This window comes from Hohaiivirga grylli, from assembly GCF_039655745.1.
Lineage (GTDB): Bacteria > Pseudomonadota > Alphaproteobacteria > Rhizobiales > Beijerinckiaceae > Hohaiivirga > Hohaiivirga grylli.
The window spans coordinates 649,229-663,446 of record NZ_JBBYXI010000001.1 but is presented as its reverse complement, the minus strand read 5'-3'; the positions used below and the strand labels follow the sequence as shown (position 1 = coordinate 663,446).

General features: G+C 48.6%; 14 protein-coding genes. 6 read left to right on the top strand and 8 right to left on the bottom strand.

The window, feature by feature from the left end:
• The 5 genes from WJT86_RS02860 to WJT86_RS02840 all read left to right on the top strand — a co-directional run bounded on the left by WJT86_RS02860 (position 1) and on the right by WJT86_RS02840 (position 6,841).
• On the top strand, positions 1 to 783 hold the full coding sequence (locus tag WJT86_RS02860; RefSeq protein WP_346335977.1) for a polysaccharide deacetylase family protein: 783 nt from the start codon (positions 1 to 3) through the stop codon (positions 781 to 783).
• Between the two features lie 79 nt (positions 784 to 862).
• A complete protein-coding gene (locus WJT86_RS02855; RefSeq protein ID WP_346335976.1) occupies positions 863 to 2,719 on the top strand; it encodes an ABC transporter ATP-binding protein in 1,857 nt (618 codons plus the stop codon).
• Positions 2,716 to 4,662: an ABC transporter substrate-binding protein gene (locus WJT86_RS02850; RefSeq protein WP_346335975.1), complete on the top strand. Its 1,947-nt coding sequence runs from the start codon at positions 2,716 to 2,718 to the stop codon at positions 4,660 to 4,662. Before WJT86_RS02855 ends, WJT86_RS02850 begins: the two co-directional genes overlap by 4 nt.
• On the top strand, positions 4,659 to 5,681 hold the full coding sequence (locus WJT86_RS02845; RefSeq protein WP_346335974.1) for an ABC transporter permease: 1,023 nt from the start codon (positions 4,659 to 4,661) through the stop codon (positions 5,679 to 5,681). Before WJT86_RS02850 ends, WJT86_RS02845 begins: the two co-directional genes overlap by 4 nt.
• Positions 5,678 to 6,841: an ABC transporter permease gene (locus WJT86_RS02840; RefSeq protein ID WP_346335973.1), complete on the top strand. Its 1,164-nt coding sequence runs from the start codon at positions 5,678 to 5,680 to the stop codon at positions 6,839 to 6,841. The genes WJT86_RS02845 and WJT86_RS02840 overlap by 4 nt, the downstream gene beginning before the upstream one ends.
• A gap of 57 nt (positions 6,842 to 6,898) precedes the next feature.
• Here WJT86_RS02840 and WJT86_RS02835 read toward each other — a convergent pair whose 3' ends face one another.
• The 3 genes from WJT86_RS02835 to WJT86_RS02825 all read right to left on the bottom strand — a co-directional run bounded on the left by WJT86_RS02835 (position 6,899) and on the right by WJT86_RS02825 (position 8,878).
• A complete protein-coding gene (locus WJT86_RS02835; protein WP_346335972.1) occupies positions 6,899 to 7,468 on the bottom strand; it encodes a YbhB/YbcL family Raf kinase inhibitor-like protein in 570 nt (189 codons plus the stop codon).
• Between the two features lie 106 nt (positions 7,469 to 7,574).
• Positions 7,575 to 8,369 (bottom strand): helix-turn-helix transcriptional regulator, encoded by a 795-nt coding sequence (locus WJT86_RS02830; RefSeq protein WP_346336287.1) that lies wholly within the window; start codon positions 8,367 to 8,369, stop codon positions 7,575 to 7,577.
• 83 nt (positions 8,370 to 8,452) lie between these two features.
• A complete protein-coding gene (locus WJT86_RS02825; RefSeq protein ID WP_346335971.1) occupies positions 8,453 to 8,878 on the bottom strand; it encodes an HIT family protein in 426 nt (141 codons plus the stop codon).
• A 142-nt stretch (positions 8,879 to 9,020) separates the two neighbouring features.
• Here WJT86_RS02825 and WJT86_RS02820 point away from each other — a divergent pair, with 142 nt between their 5' ends.
• The gene (locus WJT86_RS02820; RefSeq protein WP_346335970.1) at positions 9,021 to 9,212 is read left to right on the top strand and encodes a KGG domain-containing protein; all 192 of its coding nucleotides are present in this window, start codon (positions 9,021 to 9,023) and stop codon (positions 9,210 to 9,212) included.
• A gap of 179 nt (positions 9,213 to 9,391) precedes the next feature.
• Here the strand turns inward: WJT86_RS02820 and WJT86_RS02815 are convergent, their stop codons facing one another.
• The 5 genes from WJT86_RS02815 to WJT86_RS02795 all read right to left on the bottom strand — a co-directional run bounded on the left by WJT86_RS02815 (position 9,392) and on the right by WJT86_RS02795 (position 14,174).
• Complete coding sequence (locus tag WJT86_RS02815) at positions 9,392 to 10,138, bottom strand: TerC family protein (protein WP_346335969.1); 747 nt, start codon at positions 10,136 to 10,138, stop codon at positions 9,392 to 9,394.
• Between the two features lie 123 nt (positions 10,139 to 10,261).
• A complete protein-coding gene (locus tag WJT86_RS02810) occupies positions 10,262 to 11,236 on the bottom strand; it encodes a peptide ABC transporter ATP-binding protein (protein ID WP_346335968.1) in 975 nt (324 codons plus the stop codon).
• Entirely contained in the window at positions 11,233 to 12,249 is a 1,017-nt protein-coding gene (locus WJT86_RS02805; protein ID WP_346335967.1) for an ABC transporter ATP-binding protein, read from the bottom strand. Before WJT86_RS02805 ends, WJT86_RS02810 begins: the two co-directional genes overlap by 4 nt.
• Before the next feature lie 3 nt (positions 12,250 to 12,252).
• Positions 12,253 to 13,167 carry an ABC transporter permease subunit gene (locus WJT86_RS02800; protein ID WP_346335966.1) on the bottom strand — a complete coding sequence of 305 codons (915 nt, stop codon included), beginning with the start codon at positions 13,165 to 13,167 and terminating at the stop codon, positions 12,253 to 12,255.
• Positions 13,164 to 14,174, bottom strand: a complete 1,011-nt coding sequence (locus WJT86_RS02795; RefSeq protein ID WP_346335965.1) for an ABC transporter permease subunit — start codon at positions 14,172 to 14,174, stop codon at positions 13,164 to 13,166. The genes WJT86_RS02800 and WJT86_RS02795 overlap by 4 nt, the downstream gene beginning before the upstream one ends.
• Between the last annotated feature and the right edge of the window lie 44 nt (positions 14,175 to 14,218).

The window sequence follows — 14,218 nt, the reverse complement described above, 5'->3', positions numbered from 1 at the left end:
ATGCCTTTCTCACGTCTTGAAAACATACTGGCAGAAGCAGAGGCACAAAAGGTCATCATCCCATTCTGGTGGCGAGATGATGATGCTGTTACGCAATCCCCTGCCCTGGAACACTTGCTATCAATCAGCAAGGCCGCCCGGTTCCCGATTGCCATTGCAGCAATCCCAACGGGTCTTCAAAAATCTCTTATTACACAAGTTAAAAAGCATCCTCAGGCTTCATTACTGGTTCATGGCTTTGCGCATTTTAATCACGCACCGGCAGATGAAAAAAAAGCAGAATTCAAAGCTCACAGACCGCTTGAACTGATGTGCACCGAGCTACAATCTGGTCTTCAACACTTACGAAATATGGCAACGCCAGAGCAGCTCTGCCCTATCTTTGTCCCCCCCTGGAACCGGATTAGTCCGGAATTGACAGATCAGCTCAGAGGCATTGGTTTTCAGGGACTTTCAACTTTTGGAAACAGGCAAGCCCCCCTACGGTCAGATGGTCTCTTTCAGATTAATACACATATTGACCCCATAGCATGGCATGCCGGGCGAAGCCTCTTGCCTATAGATACCATCATTGAGACTATCATCTCAGCAATCCAATATCGTTTGGATGGACACAGTGACGAGCCAATTGGCCTTCTGACCCACCATCTGGTGCATGATGGTGCAATCTGGGAATTTACAGAAAGCCTCGTCAATTATCTTAAGATGTGTGAAGTGATTAATTTCATTGATGTTAGGGATTATCTGTCACAGGCATTATCCAGAACTGACAGGAGTTGTTAACCAGCAGAATACAAGCTGCAAAGAGTAGTTCAGCCCCATTGGGTTTTGGTGTTATATGTATGGGCGTTAGGTATGGATTATGGACAATATGCTGTTGGACATAAAGGATTTAAAGGTCGGCTTTACTTCCGACAGTGGTTCTGCTTACGCGATCAACGGCATATCGTTTTCAATTCCCGCTGGTAAAACAGTTGCTCTTGTTGGAGAGTCGGGCTCCGGTAAATCTGTTACAGCACAAGCCATCCTGCAGATTCTTCCCAAAAAGGCATTTATTGACCGTGGGCAAATACTCTATACGCCCCCGGGGAGTAAGCCCGTTGATATTGTCGAGATCGGTGCACAGTCCCCACAAATGAATGCGTTGCGTGGTGGCAGCATTGCAATGATTTTTCAGGAGCCGATGACATCACTCTCGCCATTACATACGGTTGGAGATCAGGTCAGCGAAGCTCTATTACTGCACTCGAAATGCAGCAAGAAAGAAGCAATTGCCAAAACGCTTGATGTCTTTAAACGGGTTGGATTTTCTGATCCTGAGCGCCTGTTATCAGCATATCCTTTCGAACTCTCCGGCGGATTACGTCAGCGCGCCATGATCGCCATGGCCCTCATTACCCGACCAAGCCTTCTGATTGCCGATGAGCCGACAACAGCTCTTGATGTAACAACACAGGCCCAGATACTTGAGCTGATGCGTGAGTTGCAGGATGAAACCGGTATGGCAATCCTGTTAATCACCCATGACCTCGGCGTTGTTGCCAATATGGCCGATGAAGTTGCCGTCATGTATCGTGGGCGTATTGTTGAATCTGGCGCTCGTGAAGATATCTTCAAAAACCCGGAACATCCCTATCTGAAGGCTTTGTTACGGGCCGTTCCACGTTTCTCAATGAAACCGGGCGAGCGGCTCCAGCCGATCAGGGAAGTCAAGACACTGGACGTCCCGGCCGGTGAGCTTTCTTCTGATGGAAGCAATACCATCCTCAAGGTTGAGAACCTTGTTAAACGGTACACGTCACGATCAGGCTGGTTCAGAGGAAAAGAAAAAACCCTAACGGCCGTGCGTGGTGTCAGTCTCTCTATTCCGGAAGGCCAAACTCTTGGTCTTGTTGGAGAATCCGGCTGCGGTAAAACAACGGTTGCAAAAATGATTGCCCGTGCCCTGCCAAATGATGGCGGCACCATTCTCTATAACGACGGGTTTAATCTGTTTGACGTCAACAGCCTTGAAGGCAAGGATCTGCAATCTTACCGTAAAGCAGTTCAGTTTGTTTTTCAGGATCCCTTCTCTTCACTTAATCCCCGCATGACAGTCAGTGAAATACTGACAGAGCCACTGACCATCAATAGCTGGGGGACTCAGAATGAGCGGCTAGAACGGGCCAAATATCTGCTTGATATTGTCGGCCTGCCAGCTTCAAGCCTTAAGCGCCATCCACACTCTTTCTCAGGAGGCCAAAGACAGCGTATTGGCATCGCCAGAGCCTTAGCTCTTTCACCAAGATTGCTATTGTGTGATGAACCGGTTTCTGCACTCGATGTTTCCGTACAGGCACAGGTTCTCAATCTGCTTAAAGATCTCCAGAAGGCTCTGGGCTTATCCTATCTCTTTGTATCCCATAACCTTGCGGTCGTTGACTATATTGCTGATACCATTGCTGTAATGTATCGTGGTCTGATCGTTGAACAGGCTCCCAAAGAAAAGCTTTTCAGCAATCCGGTTCATCCTTATACGCAAGCCCTGCTGGCAGCTGTCCCGGAACCGGATATCGACCGGCCTCTGGATTTCACTAAATTACGTTCAGAAAACCTGTCTGATCCGAAAAACTGGCCAGAACCATTTTGTCTTCGTGAACAAGAAATCGGTAGCATGCACGAGCTTGAGCACGAACATTTTGTACGTATGAATACGGCAGCCGGGGTGGTTGCAGCATGAGAACATACGCACAGATTATCAGTACCGTTCTGGCAACCCTATCCGCACTGCTTGTCTGCGGCGCACTTCATGCAGCCGAGCATCTTCCTTATCGGGAAGTGCCGTTCTTTCAGGCAAAAGTTGCAGACCACGCCTTGCTTCCTGTTGAGCAGCGTATGCCTAAGGAACCTCTGGTTGTCGACCTCAATGCAAAAGGGCGATTATTCGGTATTCCGGGCGGCGATATTGTTACTATTGTCGCACGTGCACGTGATATTCGTTATCAATCAGCAATCGGCTACACCCGCCTTGTCGGGCTGGATGAGAATTTTGACCTTTATCCTGACATTCTCCAGTCAGTTGATAATCAAAATGACAGGGTTTTCACCTTCCATATTCGTCCGGGACACCGCTGGTCAGACGGGTCTTTCTTCACTGCTGAAGACTTCAGATTCTACTGGGAAGATATAGCCAATAACAGCTCAATCTCCCCGGTTGGCCCTCCAGAGTTTATGCTGATTGACGGAAGGGGCCCACGTTTTGAAGTTATTGATCAATATACAGTCCGCTACACATGGGATAAGCCAAACCCGCGCTTTCTGCCTCAGTTAGCAAGCCCACGCGATCCGTTTATCTACCGCCCGGCACATTATCTGAAACAGTTTCATGCCAGCTATACTGACCAGAAACTTCTGGATGTTGTCGCCCGTCAGCAGAAATTGAAATCCTGGGCGGGGTTATTCAATCGTATGGATACAATGTACGATCTGAGTGATCCGGATATGCCAACGCTTCAGCCATGGAAGCCTGTAACCTACGCTCCAGCCAACCGTTATTACTTTGAGCGCAACCCTTACTATCATCGGGTTGATTATAAGGGTGTACAACTTCCCTATGTCGATCGTCTGATCTTTGACATCTCCGCTCCCGGACTGATGGCAGCAAAGGCCAATGCCGGTGAAGTTGATCTGTTGTTCCGTGGATTGACGATGCGCGACATCCCCGTCCTGAAGGAAGGGGAAAAGGTCAAAGATTACAGAACGAGATTATGGCGTGTTGCGCGAGGCTCTGAGCTGGCACTCTATCCAAACCTCAACTGTTCTGACCCGGTTTTCAGAAAACTTAACCGAGATGTCCGCTTTCGGCGTGCCTTATCACTTGGCATCAAGCGCAAAACGATCAACATGGTTCTGCTCTACGGATTAGGCCGGGAGGGCAATAATACTGTCATCTCAAAATCACCGCTTTATCGGGACGAATTCCGATATCGCAACAGCTCCTATGACCCGGATGAAGCCAACCGGCTTTTGGATGAACTTGGATTAAAACGCTCGGACAGTACAGGATTACGGATATTGCCAGATGGCCGTCCGCTGATCATTACTGTTGAACTTGATGGTGATCAGCTGTTAATGGCCGATGGCCTCGCGTTGATTGGTGAGTTCTGGCAAGATCTTGGCATCAAACTTATCGTCAAACCGCAAGACCGTGCAATTCTGAACAACCGCTCCTACTCAGGGCAAACAATCATGTCTGCCAGTGTTGGCCTCGATAACGCCATCCCCAATGCCCTGACCCCGCCAACCGAGCTTGTGCCTATGCATCAGGATAATCTTGCGTGGCCTAAGTGGGGCCAATATATCGAAACCAAAGGCAACAGTGGCGAACCGATTGATATTCCGGAAGCCAGAGAACTTGCACAACTCTACGAACAATGGATGGCGGCTGAAGATACGCCAAGCCGTCAGGCAATATGGCTCAAGATACTTGAAAACCACGCTGATAACCTTTGGAGCATCGGAACAGTTGCAGGCTCTCTGCACCCTATCGTTGTAAAGAACAACCTCGCCAATGTTCCTGAGAAAGCATTCTATTCATGGGCTCCAACATCCTTTATCGGCGTATACCGTATGGATGAATTTTTCTGGGCAACCGCCGAAAGACGGCAGGGAGGAAACCGATGATCCGTTTTCTCATTCGTCGTCTTCTGACAATGGCCGTTTCACTTCTGATTATCTCAGCTCTTGTCTTCTTCATCATCAAGTTGCCGCCCGGCGATTATCTGACAAACCAGATTGCGGAACTCAGGGCACAGGGTGAAGGGGCATCAGCTGAAAAAGCAGCCTTTCTGATTAAAGAGTATGGGCTGGATAAATCCGTTTGGGAGCAATATCTGATCTGGCTGGGCGCATGGCCGGGGCCTAATGGGTTCTCAGGTCTTTTACAAGGCGACTGGGGGTGGTCATTTGAGTATGAACGTCCCGTTCGTGAAGTTGTTGGTGATGCCTTATGGCTGACGCTTGCGGTCAATCTGGCAGCTGTCGTCTTTGTGCATGTTGTTGCTATTCCTATCGCGATCTATTCAGCAACGCGCCAGTACTCAATAGGTGATTATCTCGCAACCTTCATTGGCTATATTGGTCTCGCAGTTCCCAGTTTCCTGCTGGCACTTATTTTGCTGTTCTATTGTAACCGCTGGCTCGGCATATCCATTGGTGGCCTCTATGATGCCCATTTCTATGGCGAGCCATGGACATGGCCAAAATTTAAATCACTCATCAGTCACCTGATTGTCCCGACAATCGTGATTGGCCTCGGCGGAACAGCTGCAATGATCCGGCGGATGCGCGCCAATCTGCTGGATGAGCTGAACAAGCAATATTACACAACAGCCAAAGCAAAAGGCATGCCACCTGTCCGTGCCCTTCTGAAATATCCTTTCAGAATGTCACTTAATCCATTCATTGCCGATATTGGTAACCTGCTACCCCATCTTGTATCAGGCTCTGTTCTGGTATCTCTTGTGCTGAGCCTGCCAACCGTTGGCCCAATTCTGCTTGCAGCACTGATGAAGCAGGATCAGTATCTTGCCGGCTTCATCCTGCTATTTACAGCTTTCCTCACTGTCGTTGGCATGTTGATATCAGATATCCTGCTGGCATGGCTGGATCCACGCATTCGTCTTGGAGGGCGCTCCAGATGACGGATAGCAAAGCAAAGACACCCCATTTTGTCGACGCAGCTCCTTTTGATCCGGGGCTCAGCGAACCATCACTCAATGACAATGAAACATTGGCAAGCATGTCATCATGGCAGCTGATCTGGCGGAAATTCCGGCGCCATCGGCTTGCAATGATTGCTGTATGGATTCTTGTATTTTTCTACGCGCTTGTGCCTTTTGCAGAAGTCATTGCCCCTTACAATGCGCATAGGTCCAATGATGACTTTATCTATGCCCCACCCCAGAAGCTAAAACTGTTTCATGAGGGTAAATTCGTTGGCCCATTCGTTTACCCCTATACGTACTCCTTTGATGAAAACAAATTTGTCATTGAGTACAAGACTGATAAAAGCCAGCCCCAACCCATCAGATTTTTCTGTCGTGGTGACAGCTATAAATTCTGGGGTCTCGTTAAAACCGATATCCATCTTGTCTGCGGGCCAGAGAATGGGACCATGTTCCTGCTTGGCACCGACCGACGCGGATATGATCTTCTCTCGCGCATAATCTATGGCGCACGTATCTCGCTCACCGTCGGCCTGATTGGTATCACGGTCTCTTTCGCTCTTGGGCTGTTCTTCGGTGGACTGGCTGGCTATCTCGGTGGTTGGGTTGATTATGTCGTCCAGCGCATGATTGAGATATTACGTTCACTACCAGAGCTTCCGCTCTGGCTGGCCCTGTCAGCCGCCCTCCCGCCAAGCTGGAGTCCTCTGCTTATTTTCTTTGGTATTACGATCATTCTGGGAATGCTTGACTGGCCTGGACTGGCAAGACCTGTGCGCTCAAAGCTTTTGGCATTACGGGAAGAGGATTTTGTCAAAGCTGCCGAACTGAATGGCGCATCGAAAAAGCGTATTATCCTGCGTCACCTTATTCCCAACTTCATGAGCCATTTGATTGCCTCGGCAACTCTTTCCATTCCCTCAATGATCCTCGGGGAAACAGCGCTTTCATTTTTGGGACTTGGCTTACGCGACCCCATCATCAGCTGGGGCGTTCTGCTTAAAGATACGCAGAACCTTGCCTCTATCCAGCTTTACCCATGGCTTCTCTTACCCATAGTGCCGATCATTATTGTTGTTCTCGCCTTCAACTTTATGGGCGATGGCTTACGTGATGCGGCAGACCCGTACCATTGATTAAAATACTGACGAAAAAAGAGGTGGTTTGAAAACCACCTCTTCTTTTATGGCTGATTATCGAGAATACCAGATTGATGTTTTGGCTTCGCCAATAGCATGGGCTTTTGTGAAATAGCCAACCATAGCCGGGCTTGTTTCTTCAGTGACTATTTCTGGCAAACGTTCGATATCGAGAGCTGTCAAAGTAAAAATATACTCATGCTTCCGGCCCTGCGGCGGGCATGGCCCACCATACTCGGATTTTCCATAATCAGTTCGTGTCTGCATGGCTCCCTGGGGCAACTTGCTGCGATCTAAAGATATCCCCTCAGGCAGTTCCTTCTGATCCGGTGAAATATTGATCACGACCCAATGCATCCAACCGATACCTGTCGGAGCATCTTTATCATATACCGTCAGAACTAAACTTTTTGTCTCTTTTGGAACCCCGCTCCATGAAATTCTTGGAGACAGATTTCCGCCTGAACAGCCAAAATTATAAGATGAACTGAGTATGTTTTCTTCACCAAAATGCGCATTCTTTTCGCCTTTTACCATCAAGGTAAAATCCTGCGCATATACTGTCTGGCTAACAACAAGGACGGCCAGCATAGAAGAAACGTAAAATAAGATTTTTTTGAACATGTTATGATCCCTTCTTTGTATAGAAGGGATACAGCACTTATCAGCCCGTTACTTATCGCAAGCGCTCAATCAATATGCCATTTCGATCATTCTGAGGCTGTTCTGCTCAAGACGCTGCGCGAACAACTGAAGGACTATAACCAAAACGATCTCGAAACCGTGCTGAAAAACGTGACGGGCTATCGTACCCAATTTCAAATGCAATCTGCGTTATTGGCATATCGGTTGCCTGCAATAAGGTATATGCACGCGACATCCTCACATCAATCAGCGTATTATTGAAGGAGGTCCCCTCCTCGGCAAGTTTTCTGCGTAAGGTTGCTTCGCTGAAACCAAGTTTACTGGCAATATGCTGAGCAGTCCATTGGGATTGGATATCCGCTGAAATATGGAAACGGACGCGCCGCTCTACAGTATGAATTTTATTATTTCTGAAGTACCCACCATTTTTGTCTAGCCATGCCAGTACTTCCTGAACCCGCGCAGATGCGGCGCTTGCGGGAATACTTCTCTCGTCTGCAATAGCTTCAAAAGCACGACTAAAAGCATCTTGAAAAGATATTGAAGGAGCTGTGACCTGATACAAACAGGAGATAGCTTTGCTGGTTGCATCCTGTTCTGAAAACTTGAACACAGCATCGGCGTCTAAAGATATGAGCTTGGCCTCATAAAGCTTACTGTTATCATCCGGCACATTAATGACATCTAACGCCTGACCACTTTCGAGGGCAATTATCTCCCCGGAATGGGCAACCCTTTCCTTCGTGGCCCAACGAACAATCTTTGAACCGCTGATAACCTGAATGAGACTGGGAGCCTCCATAATGACCTGTTTCATCAGAAGCTCACGGTGCTGGATTATGCGTGCAATAGACCCAACACCTTCTTTTCGAACAAACACTCTATTCAATCTCTGACCCCAGCATAATTTCCTGCTGAATTTTGGAAAACACAGCAGGAAAATCTATCTTCAAACGATAGAGATTATCCCTGTAAGACCTGTCTGATCTTCTCGGCATTCGCAGCCAGAACCTCGGCCTTTTCCATATCAGCTCCATGCCCATTCATGACACTTCCCTCTTTGCGTGGGATAATATGAACATGGAGATGATAGACTGTCTGACCAGCAGCAGGCTCATTAAACTGCTGAATTAAGACACCTTCAGCATTAAAGGCCTGTTTGACAGCTTTTGCCAGATACTGAACTTCTTTCATCAGATCAGCTAGAACAGCAGGTTCAACATCAAAAATATTTCTGGCTTTTGACTTCGGCATAACCAGAATATGACCATCAGCCTGTGGCATCAGATCCATAATCGCCAAAACTTTATCAGTCTCATAAACCTTATGACTTGGCAGTTCACCACGCATAATTCTGGCAAAAATATTATTGTCGTCATAACTGGCCATTACTTCAATCCCCTATTCTGCCCAGAGTACTTACCGGGAAGCCATTCAAACTAAGGAACAATCTACTGCATATCTTATCCATCGGGAACCTTCACAGTTCAAAATTGTTGTTTGGACAGAATTGATTTTTGGGAGGAAAGAAATGCCAACGGAGAATGGAACATCTAAACGCGGTTTTGCTTCCATGTCTGCAGAACGTCAACGCGCCATTGCCAGTAAAGGTGGCCGCAGCGTTCCTGCGGAAAAGCGCTCATTTTCCCAAGACCGTGGTCTTGCCTCTTCAGCTGGAAGGAAAGGTGGCCAGACATCAGGGAATCAGCGCTCGGAACACTGAATACATAACTCAATAAATATGCTCATACCTTTTGGTATGACTAGAAAGTCTGAGTTATTTTCTTAAAATTATGCTGGAACAAAATTAGTTTTTCAGCGTTAATGTAGATATCCGACCTATTTCTGCCCCCACGGGTCGGCAACTTTTACGCGGTCCTTTAAGGACCGCGTTTTTTTTGCTTAATTCACTGCATCATTCCGTTTCTTTGCCTTACGTTTGTTTGAGGCAAGTACATTGAAAAACTCAACAATACCGGCAAAAGCCATTGATGAGTAAACATAAGCACGTGGAATATGGACTCCAAAACCATCTGCGACTAATGCAACGCCAATAAGGATCAGAAAGGCGAGAGCCAGCATTTTTGTCGTTGGGTGCTTGGTAATGAAGTCTGAAACCGGGCCTGATGCCATATACATTACGGCAACAGCAACAAGTACGGCAGCAATCATCACACGGATATCCTGCGCCATACCAACAGCCGTAATGATTGAGTCAACGGAGAAGACAAGATCGATAATAATGACCTGCATGATAATGAATGAAAATGCGGCCTTGGCCTTGTCACCAATTGAGACTTCATGATCGTCTTCAATCAAATTATGGATTTCATGAATTGCCTTGGCGATAAGGAACAGACCCCCAACAAGCAGAATAATATCACGCCATGAGAAGTTATAGTCACTGAAACTGATAACAGGTGCCGTCAGTTTCATAATCCAGGACAGGACAAACAACAGTGCGATACGGAAGACCAAGGCAAGCCCCAGACCGATCTGCCGCGCTCTTTTGGCCTGCTCTTCTGGGAGTTTTGAAACAAGAATAGAGATAAAAACAACGTTATCGATGCCTAACACAATCTCAAGGGCAGCGAGTGTTACTAATGCACCGAGAAGTTGAGGATCAGTCAGAAAACTGAAATATTCCAATGTGGTCTCCATTATATATAAATTGCAGCAATTGACCGGCATAAGTTTGATGCGGGCACCAAAACGTACGCCACCATGTATTGCGCATGTAGCGGAGGATGTCTGTTGTGCAAGTAAAAAATACTACTTACTGAGAAAATCCTCAGCAAAGTGACAGGCAACACTGCGTCCATCGACTTCCCGCGAGGCTGGACGCTCTGCCCGGCAGCGGTCTTTTACAAAAGGACAACGTGTTGAGAAGACACAACCGGATGGCGGGTTCAGAGGAGATGGTAATTCACCCTTCAGAATAATCCGCTCGTTCTTTTCATCTGTCACAGTAGGGGTCGATGACAGCAGTGCCTGCGTATAGGGATGCAGCGCATTAGCGTAGATCTTTTCCTTTGGGCCATGCTCGACAACATTCCCCAGATACATGACAAGCACATCATCTGCGATATAGCGAACAACGCCGAGATCGTGCGAGATAAAGAGGTAGGCAAGCCCAAGCTCTTTCTGCAGATCAGCCAGAAGATTCAGCACCTGCGCCTGAATGGAAACGTCGAGCGCAGATACCGGCTCATCCGCAACAACAAGCTTGGGCGAAAGCATCAAGGCCCGGGCGATAGCAATACGCTGGCGTTGCCCACCTGAGAACATATGCGGATAACGGTTATAATAGTCAGGCCGCAAACCAACCTTAACCATCATCTCGCGCACACGCTCCCGACGCTCGGCAGCAGTCAGCTTGGTATTGATAATCAGTGGCTCTTCAAGAATAGCGCCAATCTTCTTACGTGGATTGAGTGAGCCGTAAGGGTTCTGGAACACAAGCTGCACCATCTGACGCAGGGTTTTCTTTTCAGAAGGCTTGGGATGAACCGCATCCATACCATTAAGGATCAGTTCCCCCGATGTCGGGTGCTCAATCAGTGTAACCATACGTGCGAGCGTTGACTTACCGCACCCAGATTCACCAACAACAGCCAATGTCTTACCTGCTTCGATAGCGAAGGAAACACCACCAACAGCCTGAAGATGGTCAGAAGCGCGGAACATACCGCGTTTAATTTCATAAACCTGTTTAAGGTTCTTTGCTTCAACTACGGGAGAACTCACTGATTTGCCTCCGCTCCGATCAGGTGATCGGTCTTAATTTTCTGTTCGCGTTCCGCATCCCCCAATGGGTAGAAACAGCGCAGACTTCCATGCTGCCACAGGGACAGATCAGGCCTTTCAGCAACACAACGATCTGTCGCAAACTGACAACGCGGGCTAAACAGGCATCCCTTTGGCCGGTCAGCAAGACCGGGGACAACACCCGGAATGGTTGCCAGACGTCCGCCAACAGCACGTTCTGGCAGCGCTGCCAGCAATGCATTGGTATAAGGATGCTGAGGCCTGTTAAAGAGATCAGAAGCTGTAGCCTCTTCCATAATCTGCCCGGCATACATCACCATCATTCGGTGCGCAGTCTCTGCAACAACGCCCATGTTATGGGTAATCAGGACCATGGCCATGTTGCGGTCACGCTGCAATGATGTCAGCAGATTGAGAATCTGCGCCTGAATAGTCACATCCAGCGCAGTGGTCGGCTCATCGGCAATTAGAAACTTCGGGTTACAGGCAATTGCCATGGCAATCATGACACGCTGGTTCATACCGCCCGACAGCTGATGGGGGAATGCCTTCAGACGGCCTTCAGGAGCCGGGATACCCACCTGCTCCAGAAGCTCGATCGCACGATTACGGGCCTGCTTGCTGCTCATACCCTCATGGAACTTGAGAGTTTCAGCAAGCTGGAAACCAATCGTGAAGCACGGATTAAGGCTGGTTGTTGGTTCCTGGAAAATCATGGCAACATCCTTGCCAATGATTTTGCGACGTTCACGTTCGGAAATTGTCAGCAAATTGTGACCATTGAACATGAGCTTGTCAGCACGGATTTTTCCGGGGAACGGGACAAGCCCCATCAGGGCCAGCATGGTCATGCTCTTACCCGAACCGGATTCACCGACCACACCAAGGATTTCACCCTGATCAAGCTTCATAGTCATGCCTTCAACAGCATAGACTGTCCCGGCACGGGTTGGAAACTCAACGGAGAGGTTTTCAATTTCAAGAAGGGCCATGGCTCAGCTCTTCAGTTTTGGATCTAGCGCATCGCGCAGACCGTCGCCCAACAGATTAAAGGCAACAACAGTTAAAAGAATAGCGATACCCGGCAAGGTCACAACCCACCAGTAATCAGCACCAATGAACTCGCGGGCATCCGCCAGCATGGTTCCCCATTCGGGCAGTGGTGGCTGTGCACCAAGACCAAGGAAGCCGAGGGCAGCAGTATCAAGAATGGCAGTCGACATACCAAGAGATGCCTGAACGATCAGCGGAGCCAGGCAGTTTGGCAGCACTTCACGAAACATCAGACGCAGCCTACCGGCACCCGCAACACGTGCCGCCGTCACATAATCCTTGGCTGTTTCTGTTATGACAGAAGCACGAACAAGACGCACATAATGCGGCAGGATTACTACAGCGACAGCAATCACTGCATTATATAGACCAGACCCAAGGATTGCGACGATAACAAGTGCCAGCAGTAAGCTTGGAAGTGTCAGAATAATATCCATCACGCGCAGGATAACTGTTTCCACCATGCCACGCGCAAACCCCGCAACAAGCCCAAGAGTTGTGCCAACAATAATTGACAGGGCAACAACCATCGCCCCAATAGCCAATGAATAGCGCGTGCCATAGATCAGCCGTGAAAACATATCACGGCCAATAGCATCCGTTCCCAGAATATGGGCAAACGATCCACCTTCCTGCCAGACAGGAGGCGTCAGTCGGATATCCGTATTACTGCCACTAAAACCATAAGGGGCAATCAGGTCGGCAAACAGAATGCAGAAGACGAGTATGCTGATAAAGACCAGCCCGGCAACAGCACCTTTGTTCGCAGAGAAATATCCCCAAAACTCACGGAATGGGTGTGGCGGAGCAGACATCTGCTCATGTGATTGTGTCGGAGTAGAAGCCTGTACTGTCATCGTGATGACCTGATACGTGGATTGATGAAACTATAGGCGAGGTCAACCAAGAGGTTGATCAGCATGACCATACAGCCAATCAGAAGAATACCACCCTGCAAAACAGGGTAATCACGGCGCATAATGGCCTGAAGCAGCCATGTACCAACGCCCGGCCAGGAGAAGACATATTCTGTCAGAATTGCCCCGGTCATCAGCACACCAATCTGCAGGCCGATGACAGTCACAACCGGAATGAGCGCATTGCGCAGAGCATGAAGGGCAATAACGCGGTACGCAGGCAGGCCTTTGGCACGTGCCGTCCGGATATAATCCTCACCCAAGACTTCAAGCATTGAAGAACGTGTCATACGGGCAATGACAGCCAGCGGCACGGTACCCAGAACAACAGCGGGCAGGACGAGATGGCTGGCAGCTGATGCAAAAGCCCCTTCTTCGCCTGACAATAAGCTGTCAATCAGCATAAAACCGGTTACTGGCTCAAAAAAGTACATTACCGAGATACGACCGTTCACCGGTGTCCATCCCAGCGTGTTTGAGAACAGCATGATCAGTAGCAGACCCCACCAGAAGATTGGCATGGAATAACCAATCAGCGCACCACCCATGACCCCTTGGTCAACAATGGTATTGCGCCGCAAGGCTGCAAAAACACCAGCCGGCAGACCAATAACAAGCGCAAAAATCATAGCGCAGATAGCCAACTCAAGCGTTGCCGGAAACAGTGTTTTGAATTCTGTCCAGACAGATGTGTTGGTTACAATGGACTGACCGAGATCACCATGAAACAGGCGCTGGATATAATAACCGTATTGAACGATCAAAGGCTGATCGAGCCCATATTCCGCCAACAGCTGCGCGTGGCGTTCTGGCGAAATGCCACGTTCACCAGCAAGAGTTTCAATCGGATCGCCGGGGACAAGGCGGATGAGAAAGAATGCGGCCAATGTTAACCCGATGAATGTCGGGATAATCAGGCTAAGGCGTGTGAAGATAAATCGGATCATGAACCAACTAATCACGTAGCTAAAAAAAGCGGGGCGACGCGATA